20 protein-coding genes are annotated in these 17,999 nt (G+C 61.5%); 3 read left to right on the top strand and 17 right to left on the bottom strand.

Going from position 1 to position 17,999, the window contains the following annotated elements:
* Window positions 1-151: 151 nt before the first annotated feature.
* Entirely contained in the window at window positions 152-883 is a 732-nt protein-coding gene (locus M2422_RS12840) for a response regulator (protein ID WP_029740750.1), read from the top strand.
* Here M2422_RS12840 and M2422_RS12835 read toward each other — a convergent pair.
* The 6 genes from M2422_RS12835 to M2422_RS12810 form a co-directional block, all read right to left on the bottom strand.
* Window positions 880-1,884: a carbohydrate kinase family protein gene (locus M2422_RS12835; protein WP_064672978.1), complete on the bottom strand. Its 1,005-nt coding sequence runs from the start codon at window positions 1,882-1,884 to the stop codon at window positions 880-882. The two genes, M2422_RS12840 and M2422_RS12835, sit on opposite strands and share 4 nt — an antisense overlap.
* Window positions 1,884-2,744: a ketose 1,6-bisphosphate aldolase gene (locus tag M2422_RS12830; protein ID WP_033144425.1), complete on the bottom strand. Its 861-nt coding sequence runs from the start codon at window positions 2,742-2,744 to the stop codon at window positions 1,884-1,886. The genes M2422_RS12835 and M2422_RS12830 overlap by 1 nt, the downstream gene beginning before the upstream one ends.
* A gap of 10 nt (window positions 2,745-2,754) precedes the next feature.
* The gene (locus M2422_RS12825; protein ID WP_047059282.1) at window positions 2,755-3,441 is read right to left on the bottom strand and encodes a D-lyxose/D-mannose family sugar isomerase; all 687 of its coding nucleotides are present in this window, start codon (window positions 3,439-3,441) and stop codon (window positions 2,755-2,757) included.
* Between the two features lie 122 nt (window positions 3,442-3,563).
* Entirely contained in the window at window positions 3,564-4,505 is a 942-nt protein-coding gene (locus M2422_RS12820) for an ABC transporter substrate-binding protein (RefSeq protein WP_021242935.1), read from the bottom strand.
* Between the two features lie 32 nt (window positions 4,506-4,537).
* Window positions 4,538-5,533 carry an ABC transporter permease subunit gene (locus M2422_RS12815; RefSeq protein WP_032662554.1) on the bottom strand — a complete coding sequence of 332 codons (996 nt, stop codon included), beginning with the start codon at window positions 5,531-5,533 and terminating at the stop codon, window positions 4,538-4,540.
* Window positions 5,530-7,050: a sugar ABC transporter ATP-binding protein gene (locus tag M2422_RS12810; RefSeq protein ID WP_064672977.1), complete on the bottom strand. Its 1,521-nt coding sequence runs from the start codon at window positions 7,048-7,050 to the stop codon at window positions 5,530-5,532. Before M2422_RS12810 ends, M2422_RS12815 begins: the two co-directional genes overlap by 4 nt.
* A 233-nt stretch (window positions 7,051-7,283) precedes the next feature.
* Between M2422_RS12810 and M2422_RS12805 the strand changes: the two genes are divergently transcribed.
* Entirely contained in the window at window positions 7,284-9,566 is a 2,283-nt protein-coding gene (locus tag M2422_RS12805; RefSeq protein ID WP_064672976.1) for an ATP-binding protein, read from the top strand.
* Window positions 9,567-9,635: 69 nt separating this feature from the next.
* On the top strand, window positions 9,636-9,959 hold the full coding sequence (gene yjdP / locus M2422_RS12800) for a DDRRRQL repeat protein YjdP (protein WP_039262386.1): 324 nt from the start codon (window positions 9,636-9,638) through the stop codon (window positions 9,957-9,959).
* Window positions 9,960-9,999: 40 nt separating this feature from the next.
* On the opposite strand, the gene phnP is transcribed toward yjdP, so the two are convergent.
* The 11 genes from phnP to phnF are packed head-to-tail and all read right to left on the bottom strand — an operon-like array spanning window position 10,000 to window position 17,979.
* A complete protein-coding gene (gene phnP / locus M2422_RS12795) occupies window positions 10,000-10,758 on the bottom strand; it encodes a phosphonate metabolism protein PhnP (RefSeq protein WP_248203077.1) in 759 nt (252 codons plus the stop codon).
* A 9-nt stretch (window positions 10,759-10,767) separates the two neighbouring features.
* Window positions 10,768-11,202, bottom strand: coding sequence for an aminoalkylphosphonate N-acetyltransferase (phnO, locus tag M2422_RS12790; RefSeq protein WP_064672974.1), 435 nt, complete (start codon window positions 11,200-11,202; stop codon window positions 10,768-10,770).
* Window positions 11,195-11,746: a ribose 1,5-bisphosphokinase gene (gene phnN, locus M2422_RS12785; protein WP_155739946.1), complete on the bottom strand. Its 552-nt coding sequence runs from the start codon at window positions 11,744-11,746 to the stop codon at window positions 11,195-11,197. Before phnN ends, phnO begins: the two co-directional genes overlap by 8 nt.
* A complete protein-coding gene (gene phnM / locus M2422_RS12780; RefSeq protein WP_064672972.1) occupies window positions 11,743-12,879 on the bottom strand; it encodes an alpha-D-ribose 1-methylphosphonate 5-triphosphate diphosphatase in 1,137 nt (378 codons plus the stop codon). Before phnM ends, phnN begins: the two co-directional genes overlap by 4 nt.
* Window positions 12,876-13,556 carry a phosphonate C-P lyase system protein PhnL gene (gene phnL / locus M2422_RS12775; protein ID WP_064672971.1) on the bottom strand — a complete coding sequence of 227 codons (681 nt, stop codon included), beginning with the start codon at window positions 13,554-13,556 and terminating at the stop codon, window positions 12,876-12,878. The genes phnM and phnL overlap by 4 nt, the downstream gene beginning before the upstream one ends.
* A gap of 9 nt (window positions 13,557-13,565) precedes the next feature.
* Window positions 13,566-14,321 carry a phosphonate C-P lyase system protein PhnK gene (gene phnK / locus M2422_RS12770; RefSeq protein WP_048976472.1) on the bottom strand — a complete coding sequence of 252 codons (756 nt, stop codon included), beginning with the start codon at window positions 14,319-14,321 and terminating at the stop codon, window positions 13,566-13,568.
* Window positions 14,318-15,163 carry an alpha-D-ribose 1-methylphosphonate 5-phosphate C-P-lyase PhnJ gene (gene phnJ / locus M2422_RS12765; protein WP_033144435.1) on the bottom strand — a complete coding sequence of 282 codons (846 nt, stop codon included), beginning with the start codon at window positions 15,161-15,163 and terminating at the stop codon, window positions 14,318-14,320. Before phnJ ends, phnK begins: the two co-directional genes overlap by 4 nt.
* Window positions 15,156-16,220, bottom strand: a complete 1,065-nt coding sequence (locus tag M2422_RS12760) for a carbon-phosphorus lyase complex subunit PhnI (protein WP_064672970.1) — start codon at window positions 16,218-16,220, stop codon at window positions 15,156-15,158. Before M2422_RS12760 ends, phnJ begins: the two co-directional genes overlap by 8 nt.
* The gene (phnH, locus tag M2422_RS12755) at window positions 16,220-16,804 is read right to left on the bottom strand and encodes a phosphonate C-P lyase system protein PhnH (RefSeq protein WP_032662532.1); all 585 of its coding nucleotides are present in this window, start codon (window positions 16,802-16,804) and stop codon (window positions 16,220-16,222) included. The genes M2422_RS12760 and phnH overlap by 1 nt, the downstream gene beginning before the upstream one ends.
* Entirely contained in the window at window positions 16,801-17,253 is a 453-nt protein-coding gene (gene phnG, locus M2422_RS12750) for a phosphonate C-P lyase system protein PhnG (protein WP_033144437.1), read from the bottom strand. Before phnG ends, phnH begins: the two co-directional genes overlap by 4 nt.
* Window positions 17,254-17,979, bottom strand: coding sequence for a phosphonate metabolism transcriptional regulator PhnF (phnF, locus tag M2422_RS12745; RefSeq protein WP_023310091.1), 726 nt, complete (start codon window positions 17,977-17,979; stop codon window positions 17,254-17,256).
* Window positions 17,980-17,999: the final 20 nt, after the last annotated feature.

The raw sequence follows: 17,999 nt of genomic DNA, 5'->3' as shown, positions 1-17,999 counted from the left end.
CCTGACAAAAAGCAGCCAATCGTCAAAATTGACGTGTCGACAGGGCAGCGGATGTGACATGGGTTGAATTTCCGTCACTGAAAAAACCATTTGACTGGAGCCGACGGCAGAATGGTTCAGACTTAACATAATCCCCTGACGGAAGCATACGATGAAACCGGCGATCCTGGTGGTTGATGACGATACGGCAGTCTGCGAACTGCTTCAGGACGTGCTGAGCGAGCACGTCTTTAGCGTGCTTGTCTGCCATAACGGCCAGGATGCACTGCGGCAGGTACAGCAGGAGCCGAATATCGCGCTGGTGCTGCTGGATATGATGCTGCCGGATATCAACGGCTTACAGGTTTTGCTGCAGCTGCAAAAGCAGCGCCCGGCGCTGCCGGTGATCATGTTAACCGGGCTGGGCAGTGAGTCAGACGTGGTGGTGGGGCTGGAGATGGGGGCCGACGATTATATTGGCAAACCGTTCAACCCGCGCGTGGTGGTCGCCCGCGTAAAAGCGGTATTGCGCCGTACCGGCGTACTGGCGGCGGAAGTCCCCGCAGCGCCCGTCGCGGGCATTGCTTTTAACGGATGGACGCTTGATACCACCCGCTGTGAGCTGAGCGATCCGCAGCGTAACCCTGTCCCCTTAACCCAGGGCGAGTACGGCTTGCTGCTGGCGCTCACGCAAAATGCCCGTCGGGTGCTGAGCCGTGACCGGCTGCTTGAGCTGACCCACAGCGAAAGCGCGGACGTGTTCGACCGCACGATTGACGTGCTGATCATGCGCCTGCGCCGGAAGATCGAGGCTAATCCGCATCAGCCTGCGCTCATCAAAACCATCCGTGGGCTGGGCTATGTGTTTGCCACCGATGTTTCTCATAGCGAGAAAGCGGCCTAGGTATTCTCTTTGATAAACAGCTGCAGCTCGGCCAGCGTTTTCGCGCCGTCAATCGCATTGGCGGCCAGCAGGCTGGCCCGCGCACAGGCGTGTGCCAGATAAATGCTCTCCGTGAGCGGCAGCGATTCATGGCAGCCGTATAAAAACCCCGCGCAAAACGCATCGCCCGCGCCAACGCTGCCGACAATCTCTTTCTGCTCCAGTAACCATGAGGGGATCCAGCGACCTTGCTCACCCGGCGCTTCGCCCCATGCGCCTTCCGGACAGTGGATCACCACCCGCTGACGCACGCCTGCCGCCAGCAGCTGCGTCGCGGCATCGGCGATATGGGCGATATTCAGCGCATCGTCGGCGTCGCGCATCTCCAGTCCGCTAAACTCCCCGGCTTCCAGCTCGTTAATCACCAGATAATCAAGGTGGCGCAGGGCTGGGAGCACCAGCGGCTGATAGCGCGGGTCGCCCTTGCGGGAAACCAGATCGAGCGACGTTTCATACCCCTGGTCGCGCATCTGCGCCAGCAGGCGCGCGCTGCGGGTGCCAAACTCGTCATCGGGCATATCCAGGCTGTCGAGCAGCAGCAGGTAGCCGAGATGGAAGATCTTCATCGATCCGTCTAAGCGATCGAAGGCGGGAAGATCCAGCAGGCGGTTGGCGCCCGGCGAGTGGAAAAAGGTGCGCTGTCCGCTGGGATCGGTCATCACCTGCGACATGGAGGTTGGTGCAAAGGTGGTGCGCTGGACGCGCTGGCGGTTGACGTGGTACTGGTCCAGCATCGCCAGAATGTAATCCCCGTCGGCATCTTCGCCAATCAGCCCCACCGCCTGCAGCGGCAGGCCAACGTGCATTTTCGCCAGCGTCAGCAGCACGTTGAGCGGCGCGCCGCCGGTTGAGCGTTCGCTGTGGGTGATTTCCGCCAGCCAGCCGCGCTCCGGCCACTGCACGATCTGGTGGACGTGATCCACCAGCATGTTGCCTGCGGCGATGATGCCTTTGTGTTCCATTATGCCTGCCCCGCGCTGCCGAAGATGCGCATCTGTTCGGCGACCGTATCGGCAATCGCCTCTTCTATCCCCAGCAGCAGTTCAGCAAATTCATCGTACAGCGGCTGGCGGTTCGCCATGCGCTGCTCAACGGCGGCGAGTGCGGCCTGCGACATGCCGGTGTAGAAGTTGATTTTATGAATGCCGAGCTCGATGGCGCGGCGGAAGTCGGCATCGCTAATCCCGGAGCCGCCGTGTAAAACCAGCGGCAGGCCCGTCTGCTGGCGAATGGCGTCCAGGCGTGGGAAATCGAGTTTTGGCTCGCCCTTGTATTTGCCGTGCGCGTTGCCGATGGCAACCGCCAGCGCGTCAATGCCGGTTGAATCGACAAACTCGCGCGCCAGCTGCGGGTCGGTAAAGAACGCTTCATCCGCATGCCCGTACAGCGCGCCACCTTCATCGCCACCGACCGCGCCCAGCTCCGCCTCCACCGACACGCCGACCGCGTGGCACATCTTCACCACCTCCCGCGTCTGGCGAATATTCTCCTCATAGCTCAGCGTAGAGCCGTCGAACATCACCGAGCTGAACCCTAAGCGCAGGGCGCGCACCACCGCCTCGAAATGCAGGCCGTGGTCGAGGTTGAGCACCACGGGAATATCGTGACGGGCGGCTTCGAACTTAACCGCTTCGACAAGCGAATCCAGGGAGACGTACTTAAAATGCACTTCGGCGATGTTGATAATAAACGGCGAGCGTTCCTGCTTCGCGGCGGCGAACAGCGCGCGCAGGAAGTGGGAGTCGAGCACGTTAAACGCGCCCAGCGCGTAGCGATGCGCCCTGGCGTGCTCCAGACCGTCGGCAAGAGAGATCAATGGCATCATTTACTCCTTATATCCGGAACAGGTTGTACTCGTTGCACAGCACCAGCAGCGCCGGTTCGTCTTCTTCGATGTTGTTATAGCGGGCAACGGGCTGCAAAAAGTGGTTGTCGTGCTCGTCGTCGTTTACCGATGACACCTCCCCAACCAGCACGTCGCCGAAGCCGCGTTCGCCCCAGAAGCTGTGGTACAGAGTGGGTGTCAGGCAGATGCTTTCCCCTGGTGTGAGGCGCAGCTGGCTGCCGGGCGCGTGGGTCTGACGACAGCCGTCGACGGTGACCGTCACGTCGGTGTTTTCCGTCTCTTCATGCGCCCCGGCATTCCATAACTCAATAATCAGATTTCCGCCGCCCCGGTTGATGATGTCTTCCCGCTTGCGCCAGTGAAAATGCATCGGCGTCACCTGGCCGTCGCGCACGTGCATAATTTTTTCGGCATAGCACTTTTCATAAGGCACGCCGTTGGGCGAGCCGTTGCGCAGGGTAAACAGCGTCAGGCCCTCAGCGGCAAAGCTGTTGCCGCCGAACGCCGTCACGTCCCAGCCGAGCTTGAGATCGAACACTTCCTGCCATGCGGCCTGGTCAAGCTGCTGCCATTTTGTGGGCGGGAAGCTGGCAAACGGCGGGAGGTGCACGTCGTGCATGGAAAAAAACTGTCGCGTGTGGCCGAGAATTTCATTGATGTCGGAGCGTTTCATGGGGACTCCTTGAATTTTATGCCACCCCCTCACCCCGGCCCTCTCCCTCAAGGGAGAGGGGGAAATAAGTTCCCTCTCCCTGTGGGAGAGGGTTAGGGTGAGGGCATCAGGCCGCAACGAGGTTACTTAACCGTCCACCCCTTATACGTGCCGACGTTCTTTTTATCGATCATCGTCACCGGGATCAGCACAGGCGCTTTCGGCGCAGGTTTGCCCTGTAGAATGTCATAGCCGATCTCCACCGCTTTTGCCGCCATCACCTGCGGATCCTGCGCCGGGGTTGCGACAAACAGCGAGTTTTCGCGCTTCAGCGCTTCCTCACCGTCCGGGCTGCCATCCACGCCGACGATAAAGAACTCGTTGCGTTGAGCCTGCTTCGCGGCCAGATCGGCGCCGATCGCCGTCGGATCGTTAATCGCAAACACGCCGTCGATCTTCGGATTGGCCGCCAGCAGGGAGGTCATGACTTCCAGACCGCCTTCACGACTGCCCTTGGCGTTTTGGTTATCCGAGAGCACCTTGATATCCGGATGTTTTTTGAATTCCGTCTGGCAACCTTCCACGCGGTTTTGCACCGCAGAGACCGGCGGTCCGTTGATGATCACCACGTTGCCTTTGCCTTTCAGGCGATCGGTAATGTACTTACAGGCCATTTCGCCCGCCTGGGTGTTATCGGAGGTGATGGTCGCATCCGCCCCTTCCGCCGCCACGTCAACCGCAACGACCACGATCCCGGCGTCCTTCGCGCGCTTCACCGCCGGGCCGATCCCTTTGGAATCCGCAGCGTTGAGGATGATCATGTCCACCTTCGCGGCGATGAAGTTATCGATCTGCGCCACCTGCTGGCCCAGATCGTAACCGCTGGAGACCAGCGTCACCTTGACGTTATCGCCAGCCAGCTTGCGCGCTTCCAGCTCGGCACCTTTGGTGATCTGCACGAAGAACGGGTTGGCCAGGTCGCCCACCGTCACGCCGATGGACTTCAGATCTTTTGCCTGCGCAAACGGCGTTGCGGCAAGCAGCGCGCCAGCACAGAGCGCGGTCACTAACGGTTTCAAACGCATGTTGTTTTCCTCGAAGCTGTAGGGTTTTGTTGTTATGCACTTTGATGGTGTCGGGTACGGTATTTGTCGATCAGCACCGCTATGATGATCACCGCCCCTTTGATCACCAGCTGCCAGAAGTAGGAGACGCCCATCAGCGTCATGCCGTTGTTGAGGGTGGCGATGATTAATGCGCCGACCAGCGTGCCGGTGATCGTGCCGATCCCGCCGACGAAGCTGGTGCCGCCGAGGATCACCGCCGCAATCGCATCCAGCTCGTAGCCCGTGCCGAGGTTGCCGTTGGCGCTGTAGAGGCGCGAGGCGCTCATCACGCCGCCGAGCCCGGAGAGCAGGCCGCTCATGCCGTAGACAAACAGCAGCACCAGCCAGACCTTGATGCCGGTCAGTCGCGCCGCCTGCATGTTGCCGCCCACCGCGTAGATGTGGACGCCGAGCGTGGTGCGGCGCAGGATGAACCAGCAGATAGCAATCACCGCAAGGGCAATGACTACCAGCCACGGGATCGGGCCGAGGTAGTTATTGCCGATCCACTCGAAGCTGATGTTGGAGTTAATGACCGTCGTGCCGTCCGCCAGCAGATACGCCGCGCCGCGCAGCGCCGTATAGGTGCCGAGCGTCACGATGAAGGGCGGCAGCCCGGCAAAGGCCACCAGCGCGCCGTTGAACAGACCCAGCACCATGCCGAGCATCAGCGCGGCCGGAATGGAGAGCATCGCAAATTCAGGGATAAGCGAGACCACCATCGCCGCTACCGCCGTGGTGCCCAGAATCGAGCCCACGGAGAGGTCAATCCCGCCGGTTAAAATGATGAAGGTCATTCCCGCCGCCAGCACGATGTTGATCGACGCCTGACGGGTAATGTTGAGCAGGTTGCTCTCGGTGAAGAAGTTCGGGGCGATAAAGCCAAATACCGCCACAATCAGGATAAGAATCGGCAGGATGCCGACCGTTTGCATCAGATCGCTCATCAGCATTTTTTTGGCAGAGGCGGATTTCGCCACCTGCTGCGGATGGGTTGGAGTTGTCATGATTGCACCGCCTGATGATGAGTGTCGTTCACGCCGGTTGCCAGCGTCATAATGTTTTCCTGAGAGATGTCGCGCCCGTGGAGTTCACCCGCAATGCTGCCTTCCCGCATCACGTACACCCGGTCGCTCATGCCCACCACTTCCGGCAGCTCGCTGGAGATCATTAAAATCGCCACCCCTTTGCGCGCCATCTGGTTCATGATGCGGTAGATCTCGCTTTTCGCGCCGACGTCCACGCCGCGCGTGGGTTCGTCCAGAATCAGAATGCGCGGACCGATGGCCACCCAGCGGGAGATCAGCAGCTTTTGCTGATTGCCGCCGGACAGCCCGCCCGCGCGAACCTGCGAATGGGGCACGCGGATGTTAAGCAGGGCAATGGCGTCATCGGAAATGGCCTGCGCTTTTTTGCGGTTTAACATACCGAAGGTCGCGTCGCGCTCCAGCGTCGCCATGGTGATGTTCTCCTGCGCCGCCAGCTCCAGAAACAGCCCCTGCTCCTTGCGGTTCTCGGTGAGAAAACCGATGCCGTTTTCGATGGCCGCACGCGGGGAGTGGATCACCACCGGCTCGCCGTCGACCTCAATCATGCCGCCGGTGGCTTTACGCACGCCGAAAATCAGCTGCGCCAGCTCGGAGCGCCCGGCCCCCACCAGGCCCGCCAGCCCAACGATTTCGCCGGAACGGACCTGCAGGCTGCACGGCTGTACCTTTTTACCGTCGGTGAGGTGGTGGACGTTGAGGCGCGGGCTGCCGAGGGGAATATCACGTTCTTTGTTGAACAGGTCGCTTAACGGGCGGCCCACCATCATGCGCACCAGCTCGGAGGCGTTTAGCTTGTCGCGCGTCAGGCTGCCGACGTACTGCCCGTCGCGCAGCACGCTGACGCGGTCAGAAAGTTCATACACTTCCGCCATGCGGTGGCTGATATAGATGATCGCCATCCCTTCATCGCGCAGGCGCAAAATCAGTTCAAACAGGCGATGCGTTTCCCGGGAGGAGAGGGCGGCGGTGGGCTCATCCATCACCAGAATGCGGCTGTTGCGGTGCAGCGCGCGGGCAATTTCCACCTGCTGCTGCTCGGCGATGGTCAGCTTCATCACCAGGTCGGTGGCATTGAACTGTGCGCCGAGGCGCTCAATCACCGCCTGCGCCTGGGCGACCATCTCTTTGCGCTGCACCATCCCGCCGCGCGACAGCTCGCTGCCAAGAAAGATATTTTCGGCAACGGTCAGGTTGGGCGCGAGCTGCATCTCCTGATAAATCAGGGTAATGCCTGCGGCCAGCGCATCTTTCGGCCCTTTAATGTGAAACGGCTGACCGTCGATCAGGATCTCACCGCTGGTGGCGGTATAGGCTCCCGCGAGGATTTTCATCAGCGTGCTTTTTCCCGCGCCGTTTTCGCCCATCAGCGCGTGGATCTCTCCGGGAAAGACCGTCAAATCCACACCCTTGAGCGCGTGGAAACTGCCAAACGTTTTGGCAATGCTGCGCATCTCTAATACCGGGGTTCTGCTCATGGCGGATCTCCTGCGAATGCCGATATCTGCACTTCATCACAGGTGCGTAAATGCAAAATGTCAGAAGCTGTTCATATTTGTCATAGTTATGAATAGCTAATGTAGATCACAGTTATTGAACTACCCTCACCCCGGCCCTCTCCCTGAAAGGGAGAGGGAGCAAATCATTCCCTCGCCCCTTTGGGGAGAGGGTTAGGGTGAGGGGACACCAAACCGCACAGGAGCCCAAGCCCATGCCATCACGCCGTCCGCCCTTTTTCGCCAGCGCCCGAGGCCGCCTGCTGATTTTTAATCTGCTGGTGGTCGCCGTGACGCTAATGGTGAGCGGCGTGGCGGTGCTCGGCTTTCGTCACGCCAGTCAAATCCAGGAGCAGGTTCAGCAGCAAACGCTGGACGATATGACCGGCAGCATGAACCTGGCCCGCGATACCGCCAACGTGGCGACGGCGGCGGTGCGGCTTTCGCAGGTCGTCGGGGCGCTGGAATATAAAGGCGAAGCCGAGCGCCTGAAGCAGACGCAAATGGCGCTGCGCCGCTCGCTGGAACAGCTTGCGGAAGCGCCGCTGGCGCAGCAGGAGCCGGCGCTGGTGGCGCGTATTATTCAACGAAGCAATGAGCTACAGCAGAGCGTGACGGAGATGCTTGAGCGCGGCCAGCGGCGCCATCTGGAGCGTAACGCGCTGCTGAGCTCGCTGTATCAAAGCCAGAGCTACCTGCGTCATCTGCAGGACATCAACCGCCGTTACGACAGCAACGTGCCGGATGCGCAGCAGCTGATGGAGATGGACCGGCTGATCGCCGCCGCCATCGACACCCCTTCGCCGCGCGCGACCGTTCAGCAGCTGGACGCCGTGGCCGCTGCGCTGCCCCGGAGTGCCGTACAGCCGGTCGTGAAGGGGGTTCTGCCTGATTTTAATGCCGAGTTAGGCAAGCTCGCCCCGCTGTCGAAGCAGCTGGAAGAGAGCGATCTGGCGATAAGCTGGTATATGTTCCACATCAAGGCGCTGGTGGCGATCCTCAACAGCGACATTAATCAGTACGTCGGGCAGGTGGCGCAGGCTTCCCGGCTTCGCACGGCCCAGAGCCATCACGAGCTGCAGTCCATCAGCGTGTTTATCAGCTTCTTCGCCGTGCTGGCGCTGATCATCACCGGGTGCGCCTGCTGGTATATCTACCGCAATCTGGCCTCTAACCTGACGGCGATTTCCCGGGCGATGTCGCGCCTTGCTCACGGCGAACAGGATGTCTCCGTTCCCGCCCTCCAGCGGCGCGATGAGCTGGGCGAGCTGGCGCGCGCGTTTAACGTTTTTGCCCGCAATACCGCCTCGCTTGAGCACACCACGCGCCTGCTGAAAGAGAAAACCACGCAGATGGAGATCGACCGCGTTGAGCGTCAGGGGCTGGAAGAGGCGCTGCTGCACAGCCAGAAGATGAAGGCGGTCGGACAGCTGACCGGCGGGCTGGCGCATGATTTTAACAACCTGCTGGCGGTAATCATCGGCAGCCTTGAGCTCACCGACCCCGAATCAAAAGACGCGCCGCGCATTACCCGGGCGCTGAAGGCGGCCGAGCGGGGTGCCTTACTGACGCAGCGCCTGCTGGCGTTTTCCCGCAAGCAGTCCCTGACGCCGCATGCGGTAGAGATGCTGCCGCTGCTGGAGAACCTCCGGGAGCTGATGCGCCACTCCCTGCCTGCTACCCTGACCCTGGAGATTGAAGCGCAAACCCCGGCATGGCCCGCGTGGATTGACGTTAGCCAGCTGGAAAACGCCATCATCAACCTGGTGATGAACGCGCGCGATGCGATGGAAGGGCAAGGCGGGGTGATTAAAATCCGGACCTGGAATCAGCGCGTCACCCGCAGCGACGGGCGCAGGCAGGATATGGTGGCGCTGGAGGTGATTGACCGCGGCAGCGGCATGTCGCAGGAGGTGAAATCCCGGGTCTTTGAACCGTTCTTCACCACCAAGCAGACCGGAAGCGGGAGCGGATTAGGCCTGTCGATGGTCTACGGCTTTGTGCGTCAGTCCGGCGGCCGCGTGGAAATTGAAAGCGCGCCGGGGCAGGGAACGACCGTTCGGCTTCACCTCCCGCGCTCGGTGCTGCCTGCTGCGGCAGACGATGAAGCGCTGTCAGCCACCGCCTCCGTCGATAGCGAGCGGCTGGTGCTGGTGCTGGAAGATGAAGCCGATGTTCGGCAAACCCTGTGCGAGCAGCTGCATCAGCTCGGCTACCTGACGCTGGAAGCGGACAACGGCGAGCAGGCGCTGAATATGCTGGCGGCTTCGCCGGATATTGGCATGTTTATCAGCGACCTGATGCTGCCCGGCAGCCTCAGCGGCGCCGAGGTGATTAACCATGTGCGCAGCCATTATCCGCAGCTTCCTGTGCTGCTGATCAGCGGCCAGGATCTACGGCCCGCGCATAACCCTCAGCTGCCGGACGTCCCGCTACTGCGTAAGCCGTTTACGCGGGTGCAGCTGGCGCAGGCGCTGCGCAAGGTTATGGTAATTTGAGATTCCTCCGCTACCCCGGCTTCCCGCCGTTCATTATCGTAAGGCCAGTTCACCTGCGAGTCTGGCCTTATGAAACGTTACTCAACTGCTCTGTTATTCGGTCTGCTGTCACTCACCAGCCAACTGGCTCATGCCGATATTGTTGATGATGCTATTGGCAACATTCAGCAGGCGATCAACGATGCCTATAACCCCGGCAGCAGCCGCAGCAATGACGACGACGATCGTTATGACCGCAGCCGTCAAATCGACAGTCGACAATACGACGATCGTCGTCGGCAGCTTGAAGACAGACGCCGTCGTTTAGATGAACGTCAGCGTCAGCTGGATGACGATCGCCGTCGGTTAGAAGAGGATGAGCGCAGGTTAGAAGACGATTACGATCGAGGCTAAGTGCGGCCTGTTGCCCTCTCCCACGGGAGAGGGAGAAAACCTAATCCAGCACCAGCACCATCCCGTCATAGCCCGCTTCTATGCCCTGCGGCAGCGGGTTATCCATCATCCACACGTCAAACTGATGGCTGATATGCGTCAGGATCACCTGCGGGCAGCCAATTATCTCGTTTAACGCAATCACGGTATTTAAGTCGCAATGGTTTCGCGGCGTTTCCTCGCGCGGCTCATGGCTGCAGTCGATAATCATCGCCTGCGGCTGGCTGTTGAGCAGGAACTTCACCGTTTTTTCCGGCAATCCGGCGGTGTCGGAAAGCCAGGCCACGCGGCTGTGGGCCGATTCCAGCAAATACCCGAAGGTCAGTTTCGAATGGTTGAGCGGCAGCGGCGTGACCCGCAAACCCTGAAGCTCAAACATCACAAACGGTTCGACCGTGTGGCTGAAATCCAGAATGCCGGGGTGCTTAAACAGGTCGTCGCATCCGGCGTCGTCCGGCGGACCGTAAACCGGGATCGTCGCCCCCACGCCCCAGCGCAGGGGGAAAAGCCCCTGAACGTGATCCATATGGTAATGGGTGAGCAAGAACTGCTGGAAGCTGCCCGCCGGCCAATCGTCCATCAGGTGCGGAATACCGGCATCCAGCAGGGTGACGGCATCGTTGAATTTCACCACCGCGCTGCACGGGCGACGGCGATAGTTATCCTGCAGGCGCGCCCGGCGACACGCCGCGCAGTCGCAGCCAAAGACCGGCACCAGCTGGGCACCACCCGTTCCCGTCAACGTGATGGTCAGACTCATAGCGCACCTCTACAGCGGTTTGGTGAATCGGAAATGGCTCTGCGTGTATCCTTCACGGACGTAAAAACGGTGCGCGTCGGTGCGCTTCACGCTGGTGGAAAGTTCGGTCAGCTCCGCGCCGGCCTGTCGCGCCACCTCTTCTGCCCAGGCCAGCAGTTGACTGCCCACTTTTAACCCACGCGCCTGCGGCATTACGACCAGCTCCTGGATCTCGCCGATCCAGCGCGCGTGGTGCAGGTGAAACTGCATGTGCAGACCGATCATGCCGATGACCTGTCCCTCTCTCTCCGCAAGCTGGTAGCGCATGTTGCGATCCTGCAGGTTGGCAAAATAGCCCGCGTGGAACGCCTGGCGATCGAACTCTGCCTGCTTGAGCTCGCAGATCAGGGCGTAAACACTCTGCGCATCGTCGGCTGTGGCGGGGCGAAGCTGGCAGTCAGGCATGCTGTTTCTCCTTCTGACGGATAAGCGATAAAAAGGTCTCGACTGACTGTAGCAAACTTCCGTCGTTATTGAGGATGTGGCAGTCCGACGGGGCATAGCGAGCCGCGCGCTCAAGCCGCTGATCGATCTCACGGGCTGATTCACGCCCCCGGCTTTGCAACCGGCTGCGCAGAACGTCCGGCGAAACCTGCAGGCAGACCGGCAGCAGAGCCGCCTCATAGCGGGCGCGAGCTTGCGGCAGATGCGCACGCGAGCCGTTAACCAGTACGTCGAACCCCGCATGCAGCCAGAGGTCGATTTCGATGCCCACGCCATAGTAATAACCGTTGGCGTGCCAGCTCAGCGCCAGCAGGTTTTGCCCGGCGCGGATGAAAAACTCCTGCTCGCTCAGGGCGATATGGTTTTCACTCCCGGCATTGGCCGCACGGGTAATATAGCGGTGCGCGACCAGCAGCTGCGGATGTTCCCGCTGCCGTAAGGCGGACAGCAGGCTGTCTTTACCGGAACCCGAGGGCCCCATTAACCAGATGAGCCTTCCCATCAGAACACCCTTTTTCCCTGACGCCAGACGTGGTTGATATGAACGTGCTCGCCCTTGCGGTGGGCCAGCACCAGATCCGCGCGTTTACCCTCGGCGATTTCCCCGCGATCCTGAAGATTAAGCGCCGAGGCCGGGTTTTTCGTCACCAGGCGAATCGCCTGCGGCAGCGTAAAGCTGTTGCTCTCGTCGTCGGCCACCCGGAACGCCGCATCCAGCAGGCTGGCGGGGTAGTAGTCGGACGAGAGAATATCCAGCAGGCCAAGGGAGGCTAGCCTGCTTGCCGCGACGTTGCCGGAGTGCGATCCGCCGCGCACGATGTTTGGCGCGCCCATCAGCACGTTCATGCCGTGCCTGCGGGAGGCTTCAGCCGCTTCAAACGTGGTGGGAAATTCGGCGATCACGCTGCCAAGCTGGTGGGATTCGCGCACGTGATCGTGCGTGGCGTCGTCATGGCTGGCCAGCGCGATATTGCGGTCACGACACATCGCGGCAATCCTGAGACGGTTTGGCTGCGACCACTGCGCGGCAAGCGCCAGCTGCTCTTCCTCGTAGCGCGCCATCTCCGCATCGCTGAGAGAATATTTGCCCTGATAGTATTCGCGATACTTTTCAATGTTGGCGAACTGGCGCTGCCCCGGCGAGTGGTCCATCAGGGAGACCAGCGAGACCGGCTCGCGCCCGACCAGTTTTTCAAACAGCGGCAGGGTGGTGTGGTGCGGCAGCTCGCAGCGCAGGTGGAGACGGTGCTCGGCGCGGTTGAGGCCGCGCTTTTGCGTCTCCTCCACGGCGTTGATCATCTTCTCCAGATTCTCCAGTCGATCGCCGCCGTCGCGCACGTCGCCAATCGCCACCGCGTCCAGCACGGTGGTAATGCCGCTGGCGACCATCAGCGCGTCGTGGCTGCTCATCGCCGAATGGGCGGGCCAGTCGACCTTCGGGCGCGGGGTGAAAAATTTGTCCAGATTATCGGTATGCAGCTCAATCAGCCCCGGCAGCAGCCAGCCGCCTTCACCGTCCATCGCTTCAGGGGTACGGCTTTGGGTTTCGGCAAAGGCGCGAATAACGCCTTCATGAACTTCAACCGAGCCATTAACGACTTCATTTTCCAGCACCAGCCTGACGTTATTGATAATCATGCGTGGACCCCCATCGGGTGCAATCTGTCCGCCACGCGGCTGCGTACGGCGTCGTCGTGGAAGATCCCGACGATCGCCGCGCCGCGCGCTTTGGCCTGTTCGATCAGTTCCACCACGGCGGCGCTGTTTTTGCCGTCGAGCGAGGCGGTGGGTTCATCCAGAAGTAAAATCGGGTAGTCGACGATAAACCCGCGGGCGATATTCACGCGCTGCTGTTCACCGCCGGAAAAGGTCGACGGGGCGAGATGCCACAGGCGCTCCGGCACGTTGAGGCGCGTCAGTAGGCTGGCGGCTTTGGCGGCGCAGGCTTCTCGCGGCACGCCCAGATCCAGCAGCGGCTGCATCACCACGTCCAGAGCGGAGATCCGCGGGATCACCCGCAGAAACTGGCTGACCCAGCCGATCGTCGTGCGGCGCACTTCCAGCACTTTGCGCGCGGGGGCCTGCACCAGATCGACCCATTCATCGTTGTGGCGAATGTGAATGTGGCCTTCATCCGGCAGATAGTTGGCATAAAGGGAGCGCAGCAGGGTGGATTTTCCGCTACCGGAATGGCCGTGCAGCACCACGCATTCGCCGCTGCTGACCTCTAACGAGGCATTTTGCAGCACCGGCAGGCGCACGCCGTTTTGCTGGTGGAGCACAAAGGTCTTACTTACGTTTTGTACGTGGATCATGTTGGCCTCTTAATTCTGTAATACCGAGGACACCAGCAGCTGGGTGTACGGATGGTGCGGATCGTCGAGCACCCGGTCGGTTAACCCACTTTCCACCACCTGGCCCTGCTTCATTACCAGCAGGCGGTCCGCCAGCAGGCGCGCAACGCCTAAATCATGGGTGACAATCACCACCGCAAGGTTCAGCTCCACCACCAGACCGCGCAGCAGGTCGAGCAGGCGCGCCTGCACGGAGACGTCCAGCCCGCCGGTGGGTTCATCCATAAACACCAGCTTCGGATGGGTGACCAGGTTGCGGGCAATCTGCAGGCGCTGCTGCATCCCGCCGGAGAAGGTCGTCGGCAGGTCGTCGATGCGCGAGGCGGGGATTTCCACTTCCTCCAGCCAGTGCTGGGCGGTAGCGCGGATGTTGCCGTAGTGGCGCGCGCCGGTAGCCATCAGGCGTTCGCCGATGTTGCCCCCGGCAGAGACCTGACGGCGCAGGCCGTCCATCGGGTGCTGATGCACCACGCCCCACTCGGTGCGCAGCAGGCGACGGCGCCCGGCCTCGCTCATGCCGTACAGCGAGGCGCCCTCATACAAAATGTCGCCTTTCTGCGGCGTCAGGCGCGCGGAGATGGACTTCAGCAGGGTGGTTTTGCCGGAGCCGGACTCGCCGACGATCCCCAGCACTTCGCCCGGCCACAGCTCGAACGACACGTCGCTAAAGCCTTTGCCCGGCGCATACAGGTGAGTCAGGTTATTAACCGAAAGCAGCGGTTTCATTGGCTATTCGCCTCGCTCTGTTGGCGGCAGTAATCGGTGTCGGAGCAGACAAACATCCGTTTGCCCGTGTCGTCCAGCACCACTTCGTCCAGATAGCTGTGTTTGGATCCGCAGATGGCGCACGGCTCGTCCCACTCCTGCACCGTAAACGGGTGATCGTCGAAATCCAGGCTTTCCACGCGGGTGTAAGGCGGGACGGCGTAGATGCGCTTTTCGCGCCCGGCGCCGAACAGCTGCAGGGCGGGCATCATGTCCATCTTCGGGTTATCGAATTTTGGGATTGGCGACGGGTCCATCACGTAGCGCCCGTTCACCTTCACCGGGTAGGCGTAGGTGGTGGCGATATGGCCGAAGCGGGCGATATCCTCATACAGCTTCACCTGCATGACGCCGTACTCTTCCAGCGCGTGCATGGTGCGGGTTTCCGTTTCGCGCGGCTCGATAAAACGCAGCGGCTCCGGGATCGGCACCTGGAAAATCAAAATCTGATCTTCAGTGAGCGGGGTTTCCGGGATGCGGTGACGGGTCTGGATCAGCGTTGCGTCTTCGGTTTTTTCGGTGGTATTGACGCCGGTTACGCGCTGGAAGAAGCTGCGGATCGACACGGCGTTGGTGGTGTCGTCGGCACCCTGGTCGATGACCTTCAGCACGTCCGCCTCGCCGATCACGCTGGCGGTGATCTGAATACCGCCCGTGCCCCAGCCGTAGGGCATCGGCATTTCGCGGCCGCCGAACGGCACCTGATAGCCCGGAATGGCCACCGCTTTTAAGATGGCGCGGCGGATCATGCGTTTGGTTTGCTCATCCAGATAGGCAAAGTTGTAGCCGCTTAAGTTAGCCATTTTTGCGCTCCCGTTGCAGGCGTTTCAGCAGTTCCAGTTCGGCCTGGAAATCGACGTAGTGCGGCAGCTTGAGGTGCGAGACGAAGCCAGCGGCCTCAACGTTATCCGCGTGGGCCAGCACGAACTCTTCGTCCTGCGCCGGGCCTGCAACGTGCTCGCCGTAGTCCGGTGCCTGCAGGGCGCGGTCGACCAGCGCCATGGCCATGGCCTTGCGCTCGCCGAGGCCGAACACCAGCCCGTAGCCGCGGGTAAAGTGCGGGTCTTCGTCTTCCGGGGCGACGAAACCGTTGACCATTTCACACTCGGTCATCAGCAGTTCGCCGACGTTCACCGCAAAACCCAGCTCTTCCGGCGCGATTTCAACGTCAATGTAGCCGCTGCGAATTTCGGCCGCAAACGGGTGGTTGCGCCCGTAGCCGCGCTGGGTTGAGTAGGCCAGCGCCAGCAGATAGCCTTCGTCGCCGCGCATCAGCTGCTGCAGGCGGGACGAGCGCGAGCACGGGTAAACCGGCGGCGTGCGGGTGATGTCATCCGGCTGCGCGCCTGAATCTTCTTCCGTCTTCGCCAGGCCCTGTTTTGCCAGCAGGCTGAAGACGTGCGGAGACGGTTCCTGTTCGGCGTCGGAGGTGCTGAGCTGCGGCGATTCACCGTTCGCCAGCAGGGTAAAATCCAGCAAGCGGTGGGTGTAGTCGTAGGTGGGGCCAAGCAGCTGGCCGCCGGGAACGTCTTTATAAACGGCAGAAATGCGGCGTTCCAGGCGCATCTCCGCCGTATTCACCGGCTCGCTGACTGCCAGTTTCGCGAGCGTGGTGCGGTAGGCGCGCAGCAGGAAGATGGCTTCCACGCTGTCGCCGCTGGCCTGCTTCAGGGCCAGCGCCGCCAGCTCGCGATCGGCGATGCCGCCTTCGGTCATCACGCGGTCGACGGCGAGGTTTAGCTGCTGCTCAATCTGGGCGACGCTCAGCTCGGGAAGCCGTTCATCGCCCCGTCGTCTGTGCGCCTGTAGCGCATGGGCGGCGGCGATGGCCTTCTCGCCCCCTTTGACGGCAACGTACATCAGCACACCTCCACGTGGGTGGTCCGCGGGATTGCCAGCAGGCGCTCGCCGCAGGTCAGGATCAGGTCAATGCCCAGCGGGAACGGGTGCGGGCGCTCGGTCAGCTCGTGAATGATGCACTCCGGCAGCTGCGGCGCGACCATGCGTTCGTCGGCGATGCCTGCCCCCGTGAGGCGCAGCATGCGGCCGCCGCTCAGGCTGGAGACCTGCAGGATCAGCGTGGCGCTGGTCTCCGGGGCGACGGCGCTGCCTTCGCTCAGGGCGTTCAATTGCTCATGGCTGATTTGCTCGTCAGCCACGGCAAAAACCGCCTGCTGGGGCTGATCGACCAGCGGAGCGCTGGTGTGAAAACGCAGGTTCTGGCTGGCGATATCGTTCGACAGCGCGCCCGAAAGCCACACCGGGGTGTCGTTGTCGGCAAGCGTCAGCAGCACGCTGGTGGTCGCCAGGTTCAGCGGCAGCCAGCCCTGGGAGAGCTGGTGCAGCGAGACGATCACGCCCGGCTCGCTCATCGCCTTCAGCAGGCGACGAAAACTGTGTTGGGCATCCTGGACGGCCAGGGTAAAAGCAGGTTGAAGCGTCATGCGTTGTCTCCGCGAACGAGCGTAAAGAAGTCGACCCGGCTGGTATTCACTTCGGCCTGACGTGCGGCAATGCGCGCGGCGCGGTCGGCTTCCAGCGGGGCAATAAGGGTTTCCATTAACGTCTGGAAATAGGGTTGTTCCTGTAAAAGCGCGTCGATCACCGCGCAGCGCTCGGCGTGCGCTTTGTCGCGCCCCAGCACGTAGCTGTAGCCCAGCGTGCCGCTGTTCAGGCGGATTGCCGCGCGGGTGAGGGTGGCATCTCCGGCGAAAAAGCGTTCTCCGGTGCCGCCCATGCGCGCCTGGATCTGAACGAGGCCGATCTCCGGGGCGCGAAGGGTGTCGTAGTCTGGCGTCAGGCTGAGCGCGTTCATGCGGGCAGCCAGCGCAGCAGGCTGGCTGTGGGCCAGCACGCGCATCCAGCGCTGTCGGGTGGCGGTATCGAAGTGCATTCAGTGCTCCATGGTAAATTCGATCATGTCGGCGCGGGTCAGGCTGACGGAGTATTCCGTCGCGTTGATCTCGCCGTCACGGTGGTTGAGGGTGCGCACGCAGAGCAGCGGGGCCATATTGGGAATTTCGAGCACCTTGCTCTCTTTCGCCTGCGCGCGACGGGCGCTGATGCGCGTCTGGGTGCGCTTGAGCGCTATGCCTGTCGCATCCTGAAGAAAATCATGCAGCGAGCCGCTGGAGAAATGCTGGAGCACGGGCCAGAGGGCGAGGTCCGCAAAGTAGTGGTCTATCTGGCATACCGCCACGCCGTTAACGCGACGCAGGGTGCGCAGGTGAATGACGTCGTCACCCTCCTGAATGCCCAGCGCGTCCGCCACGTGGCTGGAGGCCGGACGCAGCACCGAGAGCAGCTTTTCGCTGGTCGGGTGGCTGCCCTGATCCAGCAGGTTCTGGCTAAAGCGCGCCTGGGCGTTCAGCGGGTAGTCGAACGGGCGCATCAGCACCAGCACGCCCACGCCCTGACGGCGCTGGACCCAGCCGCGCTCGACCAGCTGGTCAATGGCGCGACGCAGGGTGTGGCGGTTCACCTCATAGCGGTCGGCAAGCTGCTGCTCGGCGGGCAGGTAGTCCCCGCAGCGGTAGTGCGTGCGCAGCTCCACTTCGAGCTTTGCCGCAATCTCTTGCCAGCGGGTCGGGTAACTGGTCGGATGTCTGGATAAGTGCATAGAAAACAAAGCCTCGCTTC

The organism is Enterobacter sp. SLBN-59 (genome assembly GCF_024807915.1).
GTDB classification, from domain to species: domain Bacteria; phylum Pseudomonadota; class Gammaproteobacteria; order Enterobacterales; family Enterobacteriaceae; genus Enterobacter; species Enterobacter asburiae_B.
Note: the sequence above shows the minus strand (reverse complement) of the source record. Positions and strands in the feature narration are given on the sequence as shown.

What these genes read in the sequence shown, in the direction of transcription:
- M2422_RS12840 (WP_029740750.1), top strand. Translation starts at nt 152, where the DNA reads ATGAAACCGGCGATCCTGGTGGTTGATGACGATACGGCAGTCTGCGAA.
- M2422_RS12835 (WP_064672978.1), bottom strand. Translation starts at nt 1,884, where the DNA reads ATGGAACACAAAGGCATCATCGCCGCAGGCAACATGCTGGTGGATCAC.
- M2422_RS12830 (WP_033144425.1), bottom strand. Translation starts at nt 2,744, where the DNA reads ATGCCATTGATCTCTCTTGCCGACGGTCTGGAGCACGCCAGGGCGCAT.
- M2422_RS12825 (WP_047059282.1), bottom strand. Translation starts at nt 3,441, where the DNA reads ATGAAACGCTCCGACATCAATGAAATTCTCGGCCACACGCGACAGTTT.
- M2422_RS12820 (WP_021242935.1), bottom strand. Translation starts at nt 4,505, where the DNA reads ATGCGTTTGAAACCGTTAGTGACCGCGCTCTGTGCTGGCGCGCTGCTT.
- M2422_RS12815 (WP_032662554.1), bottom strand. Translation starts at nt 5,533, where the DNA reads ATGACAACTCCAACCCATCCGCAGCAGGTGGCGAAATCCGCCTCTGCC.
- M2422_RS12810 (WP_064672977.1), bottom strand. Translation starts at nt 7,050, where the DNA reads ATGAGCAGAACCCCGGTATTAGAGATGCGCAGCATTGCCAAAACGTTT.
- M2422_RS12805 (WP_064672976.1), top strand. Translation starts at nt 7,284, where the DNA reads ATGCCATCACGCCGTCCGCCCTTTTTCGCCAGCGCCCGAGGCCGCCTG.
- yjdP (WP_039262386.1), top strand. Translation starts at nt 9,636, where the DNA reads ATGAAACGTTACTCAACTGCTCTGTTATTCGGTCTGCTGTCACTCACC.
- phnP (WP_248203077.1), bottom strand. Translation starts at nt 10,758, where the DNA reads ATGAGTCTGACCATCACGTTGACGGGAACGGGTGGTGCCCAGCTGGTG.
- phnO (WP_064672974.1), bottom strand. Translation starts at nt 11,202, where the DNA reads ATGCCTGACTGCCAGCTTCGCCCCGCCACAGCCGACGATGCGCAGAGT.
- phnM (WP_064672972.1), bottom strand. Translation starts at nt 12,879, where the DNA reads ATGATTATCAATAACGTCAGGCTGGTGCTGGAAAATGAAGTCGTTAAT.
- phnL (WP_064672971.1), bottom strand. Translation starts at nt 13,556, where the DNA reads ATGATCCACGTACAAAACGTAAGTAAGACCTTTGTGCTCCACCAGCAA.
- phnK (WP_048976472.1), bottom strand. Translation starts at nt 14,321, where the DNA reads ATGAAACCGCTGCTTTCGGTTAATAACCTGACTCACCTGTATGCGCCG.
- phnJ (WP_033144435.1), bottom strand. Translation starts at nt 15,163, where the DNA reads ATGGCTAACTTAAGCGGCTACAACTTTGCCTATCTGGATGAGCAAACC.
- M2422_RS12760 (WP_064672970.1), bottom strand. Translation starts at nt 16,220, where the DNA reads ATGTACGTTGCCGTCAAAGGGGGCGAGAAGGCCATCGCCGCCGCCCAT.
- phnH (WP_032662532.1), bottom strand. Translation starts at nt 16,804, where the DNA reads ATGACGCTTCAACCTGCTTTTACCCTGGCCGTCCAGGATGCCCAACAC.
- phnG (WP_033144437.1), bottom strand. Translation starts at nt 17,253, where the DNA reads ATGCACTTCGATACCGCCACCCGACAGCGCTGGATGCGCGTGCTGGCC.
- phnF (WP_023310091.1), bottom strand. Translation starts at nt 17,979, where the DNA reads ATGCACTTATCCAGACATCCGACCAGTTACCCGACCCGCTGGCAAGAG.